Source organism: Streptomyces sp. NPDC005483 (genome assembly GCF_040606035.1).
Lineage (GTDB): Bacteria > Actinomycetota > Actinomycetes > Streptomycetales > Streptomycetaceae > Streptomyces.
Genome location: NZ_JBEXEA010000003.1, coordinates 1 through 16843 on the forward strand (window position 1 = coordinate 1; position 16843 = coordinate 16843).

Below are 16843 nucleotides of genomic sequence, written 5' to 3' on the forward strand. Positions count from 1 at the left end.
CAACATATCTGGCGTTGATTTTTGGCACGCTGTTGAGTTCTCAAGGAACGGACGCTTCCTTTGTACTCACCCTCTCGGGCTTTCCTCCGGGCTTTTCCCTTCGGTCTTGCGTTTCCGACTCTATCAGATCCTTTCGGGCCTGATTCCCTGTCGGCGGGGCCTTTCGACATTTACTACGTTAGCCGATTCCCTCGGCAACTCATAATCGAGTTCCGCGAGTTCGAATTCGGGCGTGCGAGCACGCCGAAATCGCCCCCGCTGAGGGGATGTCGTAGGTAGTGGTTTGGCCGCTCTCGGCTGCTGGCGATCGCCGTAACCGGGTCAAGCGGCTCGGGCCACGTTACGCATCTTCCAAGAGCGAGTCAACTTGAGCGCCGCCTCGGGACATGGGCCCGATAGGGGCTCACTGTCGGGTCGTCGGCAACCCAGTACCGCCAGGGGTGCACACCTCCCTCGCCGGCCACCCCTGTCCGCGGACCGTTGAATACCTGGTCGGAGGCGACCGGGGTGCCGGTGAGCACCTTCAACGGGGTCTCGCCCGGATCGCACGCGTCCGTGCCGTCCAGGGCTCGGTCCACACCCAGGGCTGTGGCCAGGCGGGCCGGTCCTTTGGCCAGTTCTTTGTCATTTCGGGCCGAGAGTCGACGTTTGCGGGCCAGCTCGGCGCCTTCGAGGACCTCGCCGGCGCGGAGCAGGACGGCGCTCGCCCGGCCTTCCGGTCCGCACACCAGGTTCATGCAGAACCACATGCCGTAGGTGAAGTAGACGTACACATGCCCGGGCGGACCGAACATCACGTCGTTGCGGGCCGTGCGGCCGCGATAGGCGTGGGAGCCGGGATCGTTCGGACCGTCGTAGGCCTCTACCTCCGTGAGGCGCAGCGCGATCGGACCGTCCGGGGTCGTGCGGACGAGGGTACGGCCGAGGAGGTCGGGGGCGACTTCCAGTACAGGGCGGTCGAAGAACTCTCGTGGCAGTGGCGTACGGTCCGGGGGCGTGATCATGGCGTACGAGCGTAGTCCAGACGGGTGTGTGCCAAGGGGTGGTCAAGGGTCCGTCAGCTTGCCAGGGTGATGGCGCGGAACCGACCACGGCCGGATCGCGTTTGTAGGGATCAGGAATCCGCGCGTTCTAAGAGGAGAGACATGGCGTTCAAGAAGCTGCTCGCGAGCCTGGGGGCCGGTGGGGCTTCGGTGGAGACGGTGTTGACCGAGGTCAATGTCGTCCCCGGTGGTGTCGTCCAGGGCGAGGTGCGGATCCAGGGTGGGTCCGTCGACCAGGAGATCGAGGGGCTGTCGGTCGGTCTCCAGGCCAGGGTCGAGGTTGAGAGCGGCGACCAGGAGTACAAGCAGGACATCGAGTTCACGAAGGTCTCGCTCGGCGGTGCCTTCACGCTGCAGGCGAACGCGGTGCACGCGGTGCCGTTCGGTCTGGAAATCCCTTGGGAGACGCCGATCACGACGATCGACGGTCAGACGCTGCGCGGTATGAACGTCGGCGTGACGACCGAGCTGGCGATCTCGCGTGCCGTGGACTCCGGTGACCTCGACCCCGTCAACGTGCATCCGCTGCCCGCGCAGAAGGCGATCCTGGACGCCTTCATGCAGTTGGGCTTCCGCTTCAAGAACGCGGACCTGGAGCGCGGTCACATCCGTGGGACGCGGCAGCAGCTGCCGTTCTACCAGGAGATCGAGTTCTTCCCGCCGCAGCAGTACCGCGGGCTCAACCAGGTCGAGTTGAGCTTCGTCGCGGACGGCAACGCGATGGACGTCGTACTGGAGATGGACAAGAAGCCGGGGCTGTTCAGCGAGGGCAGTGACACCTTCCGGTCCTTCCAGGTGGGGCTGCACGACTACCAGAGCACCGACTGGGCCGGGTACCTCAACCAGTGGCTGTCCGAGGTCGGCAGCAAGCGCAACTGGTTCTAGGCTCGGAACTGCTGATTCCGGTAATCGATCAGGAGGTACCGAGGTGACCGAGCTCAACCGGCGGCCGCTCCCCCATGACTTCCATCCGCCCGTGCCGTCGTTCACGGTGACGAGCGAGGACGTGCGGGAGGGCGGCACGCTCAAGGATGCTCAGGTCTACGCGGCCGGCAACACCTCTCCGCAGCTGCGCTGGGAGGGCTTCCCGCCGGAGACCAAGAGCTTCGCCGTGACCTGCTACGACCCTGACGCGCCCACGGGCAGCGGGTTCTGGCACTGGGTCGTGTTCGACATTCCGGCCTCGGTGACGGAGTTGCCGGTCGGTGCGGGCAGCGGCAAGTTCGAGGGGCTGCCGGAGGGTGCCGTACACGCGCGGAACGACTACGGGTCGAAGGACTTCGGTGGGGCCGCTCCGCCGGCCGGGGACGGGCCGCACCGGTACGTCTTCACCGTGTACGCGGTGGACCAGGAGAAGCTCGGTCCGGATTCGGATGCCTCTCCTGCCTTTGTGGGCTTCAACCTGCGCTTCCACGCGATCGCGCGCGCCCAGTTGATCGGTGAGTACGAGGTGCCCGCCGAAGACTGACGTTCATCGAGCGTTTGCCCGCCTCTGGTCTTGGAATTGATCAGGGGCGGGCACTTTTTATTGCGTTGTCCATCTCGGCGTGCCCGGCCAGAGTTGATCCAAGCCCAAGCCCGCCAGGGGGTGGGACGGTGCACATGGGAGGTGGGCTGACATGCGGGACACGCTGGTACTGAACGCGAGCTTCGAGCCGCTGTCGACGGTGACGTTGAACCGTGCCGTCGTTCTGGTGCTGCAGGACAAGGCCGTCGTCGAGCAGTCCCACCCCGAACTGCGCATGCGCGGAGCCGCGGTCGACATACCGGCGCCCCGGGTGATCAGGCTGTGCAGGTATGTGCGGGTGCCCTTCCGAAGACAAGCCCCGTGGTCGCGGCGGGGTGTTCTGGTGCGTGACCGGCACAGGTGCGCGTACTGCGGGCGGCGGGCGACGACCGTGGACCACGTGGTGCCGCGGTCCCAGGGTGGTCAGGACACCTGGCTGAACACGGTGGCCTCTTGTGCCGAGGACAACCACCGCAAGGCGAACCGGACTCCGGCGGAGGCGGGGATGCCGTTGCTGCGGGAGCCGTTCGAGCCGACTCCGGCGGACGCGATGCTGTTGTCGTTGGGCCACGAGGACTTCTCTGCGCTGCCTGATTGGCTGGCTGGAGAGGCCGCCTAGTCGTCTGCCGGGATCGATTGCGTTGCGACTGCGGGTTGGTTGTGGCTTGTCGCGCAGTTCCCCGCGCCCCTGGGTGGGTGCGGGGAACCTTGTTTTTAAGGGCTGTCAGTCGATCTTCGGAGTCTCCCGGCGCTCCGAGCCGCCGTTGCCTCCGCCTGAACCGCCGCCGAAGTTGCCGAAGTTGCCCATGGCTCCGGAGAGGCCCTTGAGGGCGTCGCCGATTTCGCTGGGGACGATCCAGAGCTTGTTGGCATCGCCCTCGGCGATCTTCGGGAGCATCTGGAGGTACTGGTAGGAGAGGAGCTTCTGGTCCGGGTCTCCGGCGTGGATCGCCTCGAAGACCGTGCGGACGGCCTGGGCTTCGCCTTCCGCGCGCAGGGCGGCCGCCTTGGCCTCACCCTCGGCGCGCAGGATCTGGGACTGCTTCTCACCCTCGGCGGTGAGGATGGCGGCCTGGCGCGTACCTTCGGCGGTGAGGATCGCGGCGCGCTTGTCGCGGTCGGCGCGCATCTGCTTCTCCATCGAGTCCTGGATGGAGGTCGGCGGCTCAATTGCCTTGAGTTCGACGCGGTTTACCCGGATGCCCCACTTGCCGGTGGCCTCGTCGAGGACGCCGCGCAGGGCCGCGTTGATCTCCTCGCGGGAGGTCAGGGTGCGCTCCAGGTCCATGCCACCGATGATGTTGCGGAGCGTGGTGACGGTGAGCTGCTCGATCGCCTGGATGTAGCTGGCCACTTCGTAGGTCGCGGCCCGGGCGTCGGTCACCTGGTAGTAGATGACCGTGTCGATGTTCACGACCAGGTTGTCCTGGGTGATCACCGGCTGCGGCGGGAACGGCACGACCTGTTCACGCAGGTCGATGCGGTTGCGGATGGTGTCTATGAAGGGGACGACGATGTTGAGTCCCGCGTTGAGTGTCCGCGTGTAGCGGCCGAAGCGCTCCACGATGGCCGCACTGGCCTGTGGGATGACCTGGATCGTCTTGATCAGGGCGATGAAGACCAACACCACCAGAATGATCAAGACGATGATGACCGGTTCCATCGTGCTCCCCGTGCCCTTCTCCGCCTCGGCGTTTTCGGAAGATCTTATGGTTGTTGAAGATCTTGCTGGTCGAGTCTGACAGACCGTCGTGTGACTCGTGGTGCGTTCGGTTCAGTTGCATCCTGCGAGGTCACATGACAATCGCCGTGGCTCCCTCGATGTCCACGACGTCCACTTCCTGGCCTACGTCGTAGGCACGGCCGGTGTCGAGAGAGCGGGCCGACCAGACCTCTCCGGCGAGCTTGATCCGGCCACCCGCGCTGTCGACGCGCTCCAGGACGACGGCCTGTTTGCCCTTCAACGCGTCGATGCCCGTGACGAGTTGGGGCCGCTGGGAGCGATGCCGGGTCGCGATGGGCCGTACGACGGCGATGAGGGCCACCGAGACGACGGCGAAGACGAGCACCTGGACGACGATGTCACCGCCGAGTCCGGCCGCGATCGCCGCTGCGGCGGCGCCCAGGGCGAGCATGCCGAATTCCGGCATCGCGGTCACCACGAGCGGGATTCCGAGCGCTGCCGCGCCGACGAGCCACCACACCCATGCGTCGATGTCGTTCACATGGTCATGGTAGGTCCGGGGGTACCCCTGCGGACAGGGCGCGATGGGGCGGGGAGGGGCTTATTGCCCTTGTTTTTGCGGGGACTTCACACGATCACGACAGCGGCAGGCCCTGTGCGGTCCAGCGCTCGCCGACCTGCTCGACGACCAGGGGGAGGCCGAAGCACATGGAGAGGTTGCGGGAGGTGAGTTCGAGCTCCAGGGGGCCCGCGGCGAGCACCCTGCCCTGGCGGATCATAAGGACGTGGGTGAAGCCGGGGGCGATCTCCTCGACGTGGTGGGTCACCATGAGCATCGAGGGGGCGATCGGGTCGCGGGCGAGGCGGCCGAGGCGGCGGACCAGGTCCTCGCGGCCGCCGAGGTCGAGGCCGGCGGCGGGCTCGTCGAGGAGCAGGAGCTCGGGGTCGGTCATCAGGGCGCGGGCGATGAGGGTGCGCTTGCGCTCGCCCTCGGAGAGAGTGCCGAACTTCCGGTCCAGGTAGTCGCTCATGCCGAGGCGGTCGAGGAAGGCGCGGGCGCGCTGCTCGTCGATGTCCTCGTACTCCTCCTGCCAGCCGGCGGTCATGCCGTACGCCGCGGTCAGCACGGTCTCCAGGACGGTCTGGCGCTTGGGGAGCTTGTCGGCCATGGCGATGCCGGCCATGCCGATGCGCGGGCGCAGTTCGAAGACGTCGGTGCCGGGCTTGCCGAGGGTCTCGCCGAGGATGGTGGCGGTGCCCTTGCTGGGGTAGAGATAGCTGGACGCGAGGTTCAGGAGCGTGGTCTTGCCGGCGCCGTTGGGGCCGAGGATGACCCAGCGCTCGCCTTCCTTGACCGACCAGGAGACCTGGTCCACCAGAGCCCGGTCCTCCCGGACCACGGATACGTCCTGAAGCTCCAGAACATCGCTCATGAGCGCGTTGTCTCCCCTTGCAGTGTGACCGGTGTCGGCGTCTCGGCTGGCGCGTGCGCGCTTGTGGGCGCAGCCCTCGATGAAATCTACGCCACCGGTCGGCCGCTCCCGTCCAGCGGTCCGGTCCTTAGGCTGGGGGCATGCTCTCGGAACCGCGCTCTGGACGCCTTGCCGCTTGGGGAAACGGCCTTTTGGCCGGACTTGTCTCGCCGGACGACGCCGTGCTGGCGATCGTCGGTGACGATGCCGTGCACCGGGTCGAGGGGCTGCCGGGTGAGACGGCGGCCGTCGGTCTCACGCTGGCGCTGGGGCGGCTGCGGTCGCTCGGCGTGACGGGACTGCGGGTCGCACTGCCCGCGCCCGGGCATCCGCTGGGGCTGAGCGGGCCGCCGGAGTTCAACGCGCGGGCCCTGGAGGCGGAGGAGGCGGTGGTCTGTCACGGCGCCGCGCTGGGCCTGGTGCCGGAGGTGTACGAGGCCGGGCCCGCGGGTGATGTGCATGTCGAGGTGATGTGGCAGGTGCTGCCGGTGCGGGAGGCTCCGCCGGCGGACGTTCCCTCGTTGGGCGAGGCCGAGCGGGAGCTCGCGGAGGCGCTGCGGGAGGCGACGGAGGTGTTGTCGCGGCTGGATGTGGCCGCGTCGGGGCCGGTGGCGGAGGCGGCGCTCGGGGCGTACCGGGCTCGGGCCGAGCGGGGGCGGGAGGTACTGGCGCCGGGGTATCCGCCGCGGGCGGTGCGGGTGCTGGAGCTTGCCCAGCGGGTGGGGCTGCTGGTGTCGCTGGCCTATGAGAACGGGCACGGGGGTGCGGTGAGCTCCGCCGAGATGCGGGCTCGGGGGGAGGCGTTGCGGCCGGTGGAGCGGACGGGGCGGCGGGCGCAGGTGGCTGCCTACAACGCGTACGTGGAGGAATTGGAGCGCGGGGCGCGGTGACCGGCGTGAAACCGGGCGGGTGTGGGTGCGCGGCCCCGGGCCAGGGGGCGCTGGGGTATGGGGAACTTCCCCAGCCAACGCCGGTGACGTCACGGTTCGGATCGTTCGCGCGGCAGACGGACCGGCCTCCCGGGTGCGGGACGCACCCGGGAAACCGAAGTCACTGCCGCTCGGCGAGAAGGTCAGCGGTTGAGGCCGAGGTTGCCGAAGGCGGGGTTCAGCACACCGATGACGTTCACGCTGTTGCCGACCGCGTTCACCGGGACGTGCACCGGGGCCTGGACGAGGTTGCCCGAGACGACGCCGGGCGATCCCACGGCGTGGCCGTCGGCGTGCGAGCCGTCGGTGGCGGAGGCCATACCGGCACCGGCGGCGATCAGCCCTCCGGCCACGATCGTCACGGCCGCTGCCTTCTTCAGGTTCTTCACTTCTAAGCCCTCCCTAGCGATTGCCGCGGCAGTCGCCGCAGCACGCACTGGAGAACGGCGGACGCCCACGAAGGATGCGCCATTCGGGGGACATTCCCACGACGGTATGAATCTCACTCCGGAGCGGAACCCTCCGTATTGCCGTGCGCCGAGTGGATCAACCGGCCACTCCGTGACGAACCGCCCATAGTGCCGCCTGTGTCCGGTCCGCCAGGTCGAGTTTCATCAGGATGTTCGAGACATGCGTCTTGACGGTCTTCTCGGAGAGGACCAGCGCCCGGGCGATCTCCCGGTTGGAGCGGCCGTCCGCGATCAGCCCGAGCACTTCACGCTCCCGCTCGGTGAGCGAACCTCCTCTGCCCTGACCGGAGTTGTTCTCCTCCTGGGACAACAGGGCGCCCGCGACCTCGGGTTGGAGCAGGATGTGGCCGGCGTGGACGGAGCGGATGGCTCCGGCGAGGGCGTCGGGGTCGATGTCCTTGTAGACGTAGCCGGCGGCGCCGGCGCGCAGGGCCGGGACCACGGTGCGCTGTTCGGTGAAGCTGGTGACGATCAGCACGCGCGCGGGGTTGTTCAGTTCGCGGAGCTTGCGCAGGGCGTCGATGCCGTCCATGCCCGGCATCTTGACGTCCATGAGGACGATGTCGGGCTTGAGTTCCTCCGCGCGCTCGACGCCCTCGGCGCCGTCGGCCGCCTCGCCCACGACCTCTATGTCGTCCTGCACTTCGAGGAAGGTGCGCAGGCCCCGGCGGACGACCTGGTGGTCGTCGACGAGCAGGACCTTGATCGCGTCAGCCACCGGGGACCTCCATCTCGATCGTGGTGCCCTTGCCGGGCGCCGATTCGACGGTCAGCGTGCCGCCGACCCCGTTGGTGCGGTCCCGCATGGAGACCAGGCCGAGGTGGCGTCCCGCGCGACGGATCGCCTTCGGTTCGAAACCGCTGCCGTCGTCCGTCACACGCAGCACGGCTCCGCTGCCGCACCGGTCCACCGTCACGTCGACATGGGCCGCGCCCGAGTGCCGCAGCGCGTTGTGCAGGGCCTCCTGGGCGACGCGCAGCATGGCCTCCTCCTGGGCGGCGGGCAGCGCGCGGAAGCTACGGGCGGCGAAGGTCACGCGCGCGGTGTGGGCGCGGTCCAGGACCTGGACGTGGGTGCGCAGGGTGGCGGTCAGTCCGTCCTCGTCCAGGGCGGCGGGGCGCAACTCGACCACGGCGGCGCGCAGTTCGTCGGCGGCCTCGGCGGCGAGCACGGCCACCTGGTGCAGCTCGCCCTTGGCGCGGGACGGGTCGCGGTCGACGAGGGCGGCGGCGGCCTGGGCTGTCAGGCGCAGGGAGAAGAGCTTCTGGCTGACCGCGTCGTGCAGTTCGTGGGCGAGCCGGGAGCGCTCCTCGGCGATCGTGAGCTCGCGGCTGCGTTCGTAGAGGCGGGCGTTGGTGAGGGCGATCGCGGCGTGCTGGGCGAGGATCGAGAGCAGTTCCTCGTCCTCCTCGGTGAAGCCGCAACTGCCTTCCGGTTTCGGGCAGTTCTTGTTGGCGAGGAACAAGGCGCCGATGACCTCGTCGCCGTCGCGGATCGGCAGGCCCAGGAAGTCGACCAGGTCGGGGTGGGCGGACGGCCAGCCCTCGAAGCGGGGGTCCTTGCGGACGTCGGCGAGGCGCTCGGGGGTGGCCTCGTGGAGCATCGCGGCGAGGATGCCGTGCTGGCGTGGGAGGGGGCCGATGGCCTTCCACTGCGCGTCGCTGACACCGTCGACCACGAACTGGGCGAAGCCGCCGTGGTCGTCCGGGACGCCGAGGGCGGCGTACTGCGCGTCGAGCAGTTCGCGGGCCGAGGCGACGATCGTCTTGAGGACGTCGCGCACCTCGAGGTGCCTGCTCATGGCCAGCAGCGCGGAACTCACCGCGGCGAGGCCGGACCGGGGGCCTTGACTCATGTCCTCAGAGTACGGGCGGGGTGTGACAGCGCGGATCGGACCTGTGACGGCCTCCGACTAGGGCGGACGACCTAGGGCGAAGGGCCTCGCCGCTTTGCGGCCCGCGTCCGAGGCGGCCGGGAGGACCCCGTTCCTACGTTGGGAGCACGCCGATCAGGCGGCGCGGAGGACGAGGGGACGGGTGTCATGCCGGTAGCGATCATCACGGGGGCCTCGAAGGGGCTGGGGCGGGCGCTCGCCGAAGCGTTGGCCGAGCGGGGCTGGGACCTGGTGCTCGACGCGAGGACGGCGGAGGTCCTTCAGGAGACGGCGGCCGCGCTCGCCGGGCACGGGACCCGGGTGACGGCCCTGCCCGGGGACGTCACGGACCCGGCGCACCGCTCCGAGCTGGTCGCCGCGGCCTGGCGGCTCGGGGGCGTCGATCTGCTGGTGAACAACGCGAGCGCGCTGGGTGCCGAGCCGCTGGCCCGCCTTGAGGGGCTGCCCCTGGAGGGGCTGCGCCGTGCGCTGGAGGTGAACGTCGTGGCCGCGCTGGGCCTGGTCCAGGAGGCGCTGCCGCTGCTGCGGGCGTCACGGGCCGGCGCGGTGATCGCGGTCAGTTCGGACGCCGCCGCCGAGGCGTACGAGGCGTGGGGCGGCTACGGGGCGTCGAAGGCCGCCCTGGACCACCTCGCGGCAGTGCTGGGCGAGGAAGAGCCGCGGCTGCGGGTGTGGGCCGTCGATCCCGGGGACATGGCGACGGACCTGTACGCGGCGGCCGTACCGGACGACACGGACCCGCGGCCGGAGCCGGCGAGTGTGGTTCCGGCGTTTCTGCGGTTGCTGGACGAGCGGCCGGCGAGCGGGCGGTACGGGGCTCCGTCGCTGCTGGAGGGACGATGACACTCGCGGTGCGGGTGCCGGAGGAACTGTCGGCGCGGGTGCCGGCAGAGCAGCGCGGGCCGGGTCTCGACCGGGACGCCGTACGGCTGCTGGTGTCGCGGGGCACGGAGGTGTCGCACCATTCCTTCGGCGAGCTTCCGCGGCTGCTGCGGGCCGGGGACCTGCTCGTCGTGAACACCTCCCCCACGCTGGCCGCGGCCGTCGACGGCCGGCTCGGGCATGCGCGTGTGGTGGTGCACTTCTCCACGCGCGGGGACGACGGCCGGTGGGCGGTCGAACTGCGGGATCCGGACGGGAAAGGCACCACGCGTGCGCGTGCGGGCGGGCCCACGGGGACGGTGGTGCGGCTGCCCGGGGGCGGGCGACTGGTCCTGGAGGAGGCGGTGAGCGGGCGGCTGTGGTGGGCGCGGGTGTGCGGCGGGGGGGTCCTAGGGCTGCTGCGGGAGCACGGGCGGCCCATCCGTTACACCTATACGGAGCGGGACCAGCCGTTGTCCGTCTACCAGACGGTGTTCGCGCTGCCGTCGCGCGACGGGTCGGGCAGTGCGGAGATGCCCAGTGCGGCGCGGCCCTTCACCGCGCGACTGGTGGCGGAGCTGGTGAGCCGGGGGGTGCAGTTCGCTCCGGTGACGCTGCACACCGGGGTGGCCTCGGCGGAGGCGCACGAGCCGCCGTATCCGGAGCGGTTCTCGGTGCCTGAGGCCTCCGCGCGGCTGATCAACGCGGTGAAGGCCGGCGACGGTCGGGTGGTCGCCGTAGGGACGACGGCCGTGCGGGCCGTGGAGTCGGCCGCCGGTGCCGACGGGGTCGTACGCGCGCGTGAGGGGTGGACGGATCTCGTCGTGACTCCGGAGCGCGGGGTGCGGGTGATGGACGGGCTGCTGACCGGGCTGCACGAGCCGGAGGCCTCGCATCTGCTGATGCTGGAGGCGGTGGCGGGGCGGGCGGCGATCGACCGCGGCTACGCGGAGGCGCTGCGCCGGCGGTACCTGTGGCACGAGTTCGGGGACGTACACCTCCTGCTCCCCAAGGAGGATCCTCACGTAGAGCATTGCGCCCGCAACTGCCGGTGAGACCTCCGCGCGGACGATGTGAGCCCGCACATAGGGCGCAGATCACGTACGAAGCGAAATAGGAGACAAAGGGTTCCCTGATGAACGGGAAAGACGTTCTAGTCTGTCCCGATTTGCCCTCCCCCGGTCCACTACCCGGGATCGTACGTCACACCTTTGCCGGGATGTTTTGCGCCAGCTAAGAATTGCCAACGTCGCTCAGCGCCGCGGGTTTCGACCGCGGCGTTTGTGCAGAAGCACCCGTGTCCACCGTTCGGACAGCGAGCGACCTCCGCGCTATTCGAAGAGGTCCATCCCGCATGCCCAAGAACCCTTTCACCCGTGGTCATCGTCGCGCGCTGAGCAAGCGCCACAAGATCGCCGTTGCCGGTGTCGCCACGCTCGGCGCCGCCGCCGTCGCCTTCAGCGCGGTGCCCGGCAACGCGGAGACCACCACCTCCGAGGCGGCCACCTACTCGGCCCCCGTGAAGTACTCCTCCGAGCAGCTCAAGGGCCTCCACGCGGACGTCAGCGAGCAGCTCGCCGCCAAGGCCCTGCAGGGCCAGGCCGCCGCGGCGAAGGCGAAGGCAGAGGCTGCGGCGAAGGCCAAGGCAAAGGCGAAGGCCAAGGCCGCGGCCGCCGCGAAGAAGAAGGCCGCCGCGGCCGCCGCCAAGAAGGCCGCGCATGCGCGCAAGGCCAAGGAGGCCGCGAGCCGGGCCGCGCACCGCGCCAAGCTCAAGGCCGCGGTGCACCGAAGCTACGCCAACAACCTGGACGGCTGGATCAAGCAGTCCCTGGACATCATGAAGTCCAAGGGCATCCCGGGCAGCTACAACGGTCTGTACCGCAACATCATCCGGGAGTCCTCGGGCAACCCGAACGCGATCAACAACTGGGACATCAACGCCATCAACGGCATCCCGTCGAAGGGGCTGCTCCAGGTCATCCCGCCGACGTTCCGGGCGTACCACGTCGCGGGCACGTCCTGGAACATCTACGACCCGGTCGCCAACATCACCGCCGCCGCGAACTACGCGGCCGACAGGTACGGCTCGATGGACAACGTCAACAGCGCGTACTGAGGTCGCGCGGACCTCTCGTACGCAAAAGGGCGGCACCCCTGTCGGGGTGCCGCCCTTCACCGTCGTACGACAGTGATCACTTGCGCATGACCTCGGGCTCGTGGCGACGCAGGAAGCGGGAGACGAGGAACCCGCAGACGACGCCGATGGCGATGAGGGCGATCATGTTCAGGCCCCAGGTGCTGACCGTGTGGTCCCACAGCGGGTCGGTCGTGTCGCCGGGTTTGACGGGCGGGTTGACCTGGTTGAAGTCCAGCGTGGCGCCCGCGGCGGCGACCGCCCAGCGCGACGGCATCAGGTACGAGAGCTCGTTGACGCCGATGGTGCCGTGCAGGGTGAACAGACAGCCGGTGAAGACGACCTGGACGATCGCGAACATGACCAGCAACGGCATGGTCTTCTCGGAGGTCTTCACGAGCGCGGAGATGATCAGCCCGAACATCATCGAGGTGAACCCGAGCCCCATGATCGGCAGGCACAGCTCGGCGAGGGTGGCGTTGCCGAGGACCAGTCCCTCGTTCGGCAGTCCGCGGCTGGCGAAGCCGATGACGCCGACCATCAGCCCCTGCAGGATGGTGATCACGCCCAGTACGACCACCTTGGACATCAGGTACGCCGAGCGGGACAGGCCGGTGGCGCGCTCCCGCTCGTAGATCACCCGTTCCTTGATCAGCTCACGGACGGAGTTGGCCGCACCGGCGAAGCAGGCGCCGACCGCGAGGATCAGCAGGACCGTGGTGGCCGTGCTGTTCGGCTCGGGAAGCTTGGTCCTGGGGTCGACCGGCTTGGGCAGCAGATTGTCGCCGAAGTCGATGAGCAGGCTCACCGAGCCGAGGACGAGCGGCAGGATCACCGTCAGGGCCAGGAAGCCCTTGTCGGAGGCGATGACCGACACATAGCGGCGCACGAGTGTCCCGAACTGACCCGTCCAGCGCTGCGGCTTGGGCGGCTTCATGCCCTGCATCGGAGGCATCTGTACGGACTGCGGCGCAACGGCGTCTATGTCCGCGGCGTACATCTGGTAGTGCTGCGAGCCCTTCCAGCGACCGGCCCAGTCGTAGTCGCGGTAGTTCTCGAAGGCGGAGAAGACGTCGGCCCAGGTGTCGTAGCCGAAGAAGTTCAGTGCCTCCTCGGGCGGCCCGAAGTAGGCGACCGCGCCACCCGGGGCCATCACCAGGAGCTTGTCGCACAGGGCCAGCTCGGCCACGGAATGGGTGACCACGAGGACCGTACGGCCGTCGTCGGCGAGGCCGCGCAGCAGCTGCATGACATCGCGGTCCATGCCCGGGTCGAGGCCGGAGGTCGGCTCGTCGAGGAAGATCAGGGACGGCTTGGTGAGCAGCTCCAGGGCCACGGAGACGCGCTTGCGCTGGCCGCCGGAGAGGGCGGTGACCTTCTTCTCCCGGTGGATGTCGAGCTTCAGCTCGCGCAGCACCTCGTTGATGCGGTGCTCGCGCTCCTCGCCCGTGGTGTCGGCGGGGAAGCGGAGTTTGGCCGCGTACTTGAGCGCCTTCTTGACGGTCAGCTCCTTGTGCAGGATGTCGTCCTGCGGGACCAGACCGATGCGCTGGCGCAGCTCGGCGAACTGCTTGTAGAGGTTGCGGTTGTCGTAGAGGACGTCGCCCTGGTTGGCGGGCCGGTAGCCGGTGAGCGCCTTGAGCAGGGTCGACTTGCCGGAACCGGACGGTCCGATGACCGCGATCAGGGACTTCTCCGGGACGCCGAAGGAGACGTCCTTGAGGATCTGCTTGCCGCCGTCGACCATGACGGTGAGGTGGCGAGCGGAGAAGGAGACCTCGCCGGTGTCGACGAACTCCTCCAGACTGTCGCCGACGATCCGGAACGTGGAGTGGCCGACGCCGACGATGTCGCTCGCGCCGAGCATCGTCGAGCCGCCCTTGGGGATCGGCTGGCCGTTGACGTACGTGCCGTTGTGGGAGCCCAGGTCGCGGATCTCCATGCGGCCGTCGGGCATCGAGTGGAACTCGGCGTGGTTGCGGGAGACCTGCAGGTCGGAGACGACCAGGTCGTTCTCCAGGGCGCGGCCGATGCGCATGATGCGGCCGATGGTGAACTGGTGGAACGTGGTCGGGCTGCGGTCGCCGTAGACCGGCGGCGCGCCCCCGTCGGCGCCCGCGCCGGGGCCCTGCTGCTGCGGGATCTTCTGCGGCGGCTGGTGGGAGTACGGCTGCGCGTGCGACCGCGGCTGTTGCTGGGGCTGTGGCCAGCCGGACTGCGCGGCCTGCGGTGCGGCCTGCTGCGGGGCCTGGTGTGGTGTCTGTGGCGAGACCTGGTGTGGTGACTGCTGCGGTGTCTGCTGGGCCCAGCCGGGGTTCGCGCTCTGCGCGGCGTACGGCTGAGGCTGGGCGGCCGGAGCCGCGGTGCCGGCGAGGCTCAGCAGCGGGCCGTCGTTCGCGTTGCCGAGGTGGACGGCGGCGCCGGGGCCGATCTCCGTCTCGTGGATCCGTCGGCCCTGCACGAACGTGCCGTTGGTGCTGCTGTGGTCCTCGATGACCCAACTGCGCCCGCTCCAGCTGATCGTGGCGTGCCGCCAGGACACCCTGGCGTCGTCGAACACGATGTCCCCCTGCGGATCGCGTCCGAGGCTGTACGGCCTGGACGGATCGAGCGTCCAGGTACGTCCATTCGCTTCCAGTACGAGTTCCGGCACTCCAAGCCCCACTGAGTAGTCCCCCGAATTGCCCCCGTCACAGGGAGTGTAGGGATGTCGAACATCGTCGGGAACTATTTCAGGATCCCCCTCCTGACCGAAAGTCGAGCCCCGAGAACACCACGTTCGCGCGCTTCGGCCGGTTCCGTTGACGGGGTTGAAACCGACCCGGAGAGTGGGTAATCCACGCGAGGGGGACAAGCGCGGATTCGGCCGCGCCGCGGATCGGGGGGTCTGCCATGAGTGCGTCCATGAGTGCGTCCATGAGCGCGGAGACCACGCAGCACGGCGTGCGGCTGCCGTGGGGCGACATCCTGCTGTCCGCTGTCGCCGCCGTGAGCTGGGCGTTGATCGGGATGGCGGGTACGGCCGCGCTCGGTCTGCATCTGCTGGAGGCCGATTCCGCGGCCTCGCTGGGTCCGATGACCGCGGCTGTGGTGGCCCTTGCGGCGGGGGGTTCGGTGACGCCCTCCGGTGACGTGTCCGCGTTCGGGCTGACGGGGGCGGAGGCCTCGACCGCCATCGAGATCACGCCACTGGGCGTCAGCCTGGTCGGTGCGGTGCTTTTGTCATGGTTCTTCCTACGGTCCCTGCGGCGGGCCGGAGCGGTGATCGCGCCGGCGGAACTCCTCGCCCGCGCGGGCTCGGTGGTCGCGCTCTTCACGGCGATGATGGGCGGGCTGGCCTGGGCGGGGCACGACGTCATCACGATCGACGGGGGCGCGCTGGGGCTCGACAAGCTTCCCGGCGCGGGAGGTGGCGGCGGTCTCGACATCCCCGGGCTGGGGGATGTCGGGGACATCGGCGGACTGCTGCCCGACCGGATCGGCGGCCTCATCGACGCGAAGGCCGCGGTGGGCTTCACCGTGGACACCGCGCCGACGCTGCTCGGCGGGCTCGGCTGGTCGGCCGGGATCCTGCTGGTCGCGCTGCTGGCGTCCCGTCGTACGCCGCTGCCTCGCGGCTGGGAGGCCGTGCACCGGGTCGTACGGCCGGCCGTGTCCGCCCTCGTGACGGTGCTGCTGGTCGCGGTGGCCGCGGGGCTCTCGGCGGCGGCGTACGCGGCGATCGGCGACGACCACCCCAGGCGGATTGCGGGAGCGGCGCTGCTCGGGGCGCCGAACGGGGTGTGGCTGGGCATCCCCGTCGGCCTGTTCGTCCCCTTCGACGGCCGGGCGACAGGGGTACTGACGAACTTCCTCCCGGACCCGCTGGACCGCCTGCTCGACTCGGACTCCTCCCAGTCGGTGACGCTGGGGCGCCTGGCGGAGCTGGACGGGCGGGTGTGGCTGCTGGGGGTGGCGGCGGCGCTGATGATGCTCCTGGCGGGCGTGCTCACCGCTGTGCGCACGCCGGTGGGGGTGGCGGGCGGGGCCGGCGCGGGGCGGGGTACGGCCGGGGCCGTACGGGATCCCGGAACTCTTGGTTTCGCGGGGCGGTGTGCGCTGCGGCTGGGGGTCGCGACCGCGTTGGCGTTGCCGCTGCTGGCCTGGCTGACGGAGGTGTCGGTGGACGCCTCGCTGTCGGTGCTGGGCTTCGACGCGTTCGGCGCGGGGGTCCGGCTGCGGGGGCAGCTCGGCATGGCGGTGCTGCTCGGGGCGCTGTGGGGGGCGGGCGCGGGAGCCGCGGGGGCGTTGCTGGCGCGGGCGACGGGGGCGGCGGGGTCGGGGGCGGCGGGGTTGGCACTGGGTGACGGGGTGGGGGGGTTCGGTGCGGGGTCGGGGGCGGCTTCGGGGGCGGTGGGGGTGCAGGGGGCTGGGCTTGCTGGGGACCAGGGGTATGCGGGTGGGGGCGGGCCGTATGAGCGGGGGGTGGGGCCGTATGGGGGTGGGGCTTATGCGGGTGAGGCTTATGCGGGTGAGGCTTATGCGGGTGAGGCTCATGCCGGTGGGGCTTACGCGGGTGGAGGCGAGGCGTCCGGGGGTGGGGCTGTAGCGCCTGGAGGTGAGACGGGGGCTTATGAGGGCGGGGCGCGGGCGCCCGGGGGCGGGGAGTGGGGGTACGAGGGCGGGTCCGGTGCGTACGACGAGGGTGCGTCCCAGTCGTACGAAGGTGGGGCGGGGTCGTATGACGGTGGGTCCCAGCCGTATGAGGGTGGGGCGGGGTGGCCTGGTGGTGAGGCGCGGGCCTACCCCGGCGAGACACCGTGGCCCGGTGACGACGCACAGGCGCAAAGCGGCCACGCCGGGCGGCCC

At 69.8% G+C, this 16843-nt stretch carries 16 protein-coding genes; 8 read left to right on the plus strand and 8 right to left on the minus strand.

The annotated features are described in order from the left end of the window. Positions 1-362 precede the first annotated feature (362 nt). The gene (locus ABZT06_RS06090; RefSeq protein ID WP_355735573.1) at positions 363-1004 is read right to left on the minus strand and encodes a DNA-3-methyladenine glycosylase; all 642 of its coding nucleotides are present in this window, start codon (positions 1002-1004) and stop codon (positions 363-365) included. Between the two features lie 141 nt (positions 1005-1145). Here ABZT06_RS06090 and ABZT06_RS06095 point away from each other — a divergent pair, with 141 nt between their 5' ends. The 3 genes from ABZT06_RS06095 (at position 1146) to ABZT06_RS06105 (ending at position 3169) form a co-directional block, all read left to right on the plus strand. Further along, entirely contained in the window at positions 1146-1928 is a 783-nt protein-coding gene (locus ABZT06_RS06095; RefSeq protein ID WP_355735576.1) for a sporulation protein, read from the plus strand. 43 nt (positions 1929-1971) lie between these two features. After that, positions 1972-2511 (plus strand): YbhB/YbcL family Raf kinase inhibitor-like protein, encoded by a 540-nt coding sequence (locus ABZT06_RS06100; protein WP_355735579.1) that lies wholly within the window; start codon positions 1972-1974, stop codon positions 2509-2511. Between the two features lie 151 nt (positions 2512-2662). Further along, a complete protein-coding gene (locus tag ABZT06_RS06105; RefSeq protein WP_007381071.1) occupies positions 2663-3169 on the plus strand; it encodes an HNH endonuclease in 507 nt (168 codons plus the stop codon). A gap of 105 nt (positions 3170-3274) precedes the next feature. Here ABZT06_RS06105 and ABZT06_RS06110 read toward each other — a convergent pair whose 3' ends face one another. The 3 genes from ABZT06_RS06110 to ABZT06_RS06120 form a co-directional block, all read right to left on the minus strand. Beyond that, positions 3275-4213 carry an SPFH domain-containing protein gene (locus ABZT06_RS06110; RefSeq protein ID WP_031060384.1) on the minus strand — a complete coding sequence of 313 codons (939 nt, stop codon included), beginning with the start codon at positions 4211-4213 and terminating at the stop codon, positions 3275-3277. 130 nt (positions 4214-4343) lie between these two features. Further along, positions 4344-4775 carry an NfeD family protein gene (locus ABZT06_RS06115; protein ID WP_355735584.1) on the minus strand — a complete coding sequence of 144 codons (432 nt, stop codon included), beginning with the start codon at positions 4773-4775 and terminating at the stop codon, positions 4344-4346. Between the two features lie 94 nt (positions 4776-4869). Further along, positions 4870-5667, minus strand: coding sequence for an ABC transporter ATP-binding protein (locus tag ABZT06_RS06120; protein WP_020121314.1), 798 nt, complete (start codon positions 5665-5667; stop codon positions 4870-4872). Positions 5668-5807: 140 nt separating this feature from the next. Between ABZT06_RS06120 and ABZT06_RS06125 the strand changes: the two genes are divergently transcribed. Beyond that, positions 5808-6596, plus strand: coding sequence for a hypothetical protein (locus ABZT06_RS06125; RefSeq protein WP_355735588.1), 789 nt, complete (start codon positions 5808-5810; stop codon positions 6594-6596). Positions 6597-6778: 182 nt separating this feature from the next. Here the strand turns inward: ABZT06_RS06125 and chpE are convergent, their stop codons facing one another. The 3 genes from chpE to ABZT06_RS06140 all read right to left on the minus strand — a co-directional run bounded on the left by chpE (position 6779) and on the right by ABZT06_RS06140 (position 8961). After that, positions 6779-7024: a chaplin ChpE gene (gene chpE, locus ABZT06_RS06130; RefSeq protein WP_355735591.1), complete on the minus strand. Its 246-nt coding sequence runs from the start codon at positions 7022-7024 to the stop codon at positions 6779-6781. Between the two features lie 157 nt (positions 7025-7181). Continuing rightward, positions 7182-7823, minus strand: coding sequence for a response regulator transcription factor (locus tag ABZT06_RS06135; protein ID WP_355735594.1), 642 nt, complete (start codon positions 7821-7823; stop codon positions 7182-7184). Continuing rightward, positions 7816-8961, minus strand: a complete 1146-nt coding sequence (locus tag ABZT06_RS06140; RefSeq protein WP_355735597.1) for a GAF domain-containing sensor histidine kinase — start codon at positions 8959-8961, stop codon at positions 7816-7818. Before ABZT06_RS06140 ends, ABZT06_RS06135 begins: the two co-directional genes overlap by 8 nt. 186 nt (positions 8962-9147) lie before the next feature. Here ABZT06_RS06140 and ABZT06_RS06145 point away from each other — a divergent pair, with 186 nt between their 5' ends. From ABZT06_RS06145 to ABZT06_RS06155, 3 genes are all read left to right on the plus strand, one after another. Further along, positions 9148-9843: an SDR family NAD(P)-dependent oxidoreductase gene (locus tag ABZT06_RS06145; RefSeq protein ID WP_355735600.1), complete on the plus strand. Its 696-nt coding sequence runs from the start codon at positions 9148-9150 to the stop codon at positions 9841-9843. Next, complete coding sequence (locus ABZT06_RS06150; protein ID WP_355735603.1) at positions 9840-10916, plus strand: S-adenosylmethionine:tRNA ribosyltransferase-isomerase; 1077 nt, start codon at positions 9840-9842, stop codon at positions 10914-10916. Before ABZT06_RS06145 ends, ABZT06_RS06150 begins: the two co-directional genes overlap by 4 nt. 299 nt (positions 10917-11215) lie before the next feature. Beyond that, positions 11216-11977: a transglycosylase SLT domain-containing protein gene (locus ABZT06_RS06155; protein WP_355735606.1), complete on the plus strand. Its 762-nt coding sequence runs from the start codon at positions 11216-11218 to the stop codon at positions 11975-11977. Between the two features lie 76 nt (positions 11978-12053). On the opposite strand, the gene ABZT06_RS06160 is transcribed toward ABZT06_RS06155, so the two are convergent. After that, positions 12054-14648 (minus strand): FHA domain-containing protein, encoded by a 2595-nt coding sequence (locus ABZT06_RS06160; protein WP_355735609.1) that lies wholly within the window; start codon positions 14646-14648, stop codon positions 12054-12056. A gap of 251 nt (positions 14649-14899) precedes the next feature. On the opposite strand from ABZT06_RS06160, the gene ABZT06_RS06165 reads away from it, so the two are divergent. After that, on the plus strand, positions 14900-16843 hold a 1944-nt coding region (locus ABZT06_RS06165; protein WP_355735612.1), incomplete at its 3' end, for a streptophobe family protein.

What these genes read in the sequence shown, in the direction of transcription:
- ABZT06_RS06090 (WP_355735573.1), bottom strand. Translation starts at nt 1,004, where the DNA reads ATGATCACGCCCCCGGACCGTACGCCACTGCCACGAGAGTTCTTCGAC.
- ABZT06_RS06095 (WP_355735576.1), top strand. Translation starts at nt 1,146, where the DNA reads ATGGCGTTCAAGAAGCTGCTCGCGAGCCTGGGGGCCGGTGGGGCTTCG.
- ABZT06_RS06105 (WP_007381071.1), top strand. Translation starts at nt 2,663, where the DNA reads ATGCGGGACACGCTGGTACTGAACGCGAGCTTCGAGCCGCTGTCGACG.
- ABZT06_RS06110 (WP_031060384.1), bottom strand. Translation starts at nt 4,213, where the DNA reads ATGGAACCGGTCATCATCGTCTTGATCATTCTGGTGGTGTTGGTCTTC.
- ABZT06_RS06120 (WP_020121314.1), bottom strand. Translation starts at nt 5,667, where the DNA reads ATGAGCGATGTTCTGGAGCTTCAGGACGTATCCGTGGTCCGGGAGGAC.
- ABZT06_RS06125 (WP_355735588.1), top strand. Translation starts at nt 5,808, where the DNA reads ATGCTCTCGGAACCGCGCTCTGGACGCCTTGCCGCTTGGGGAAACGGC.
- ABZT06_RS06140 (WP_355735597.1), bottom strand. Translation starts at nt 8,961, where the DNA reads ATGAGTCAAGGCCCCCGGTCCGGCCTCGCCGCGGTGAGTTCCGCGCTG.
- ABZT06_RS06145 (WP_355735600.1), top strand. Translation starts at nt 9,148, where the DNA reads ATGCCGGTAGCGATCATCACGGGGGCCTCGAAGGGGCTGGGGCGGGCG.
- ABZT06_RS06150 (WP_355735603.1), top strand. Translation starts at nt 9,840, where the DNA reads ATGACACTCGCGGTGCGGGTGCCGGAGGAACTGTCGGCGCGGGTGCCG.
- ABZT06_RS06155 (WP_355735606.1), top strand. Translation starts at nt 11,216, where the DNA reads ATGCCCAAGAACCCTTTCACCCGTGGTCATCGTCGCGCGCTGAGCAAG.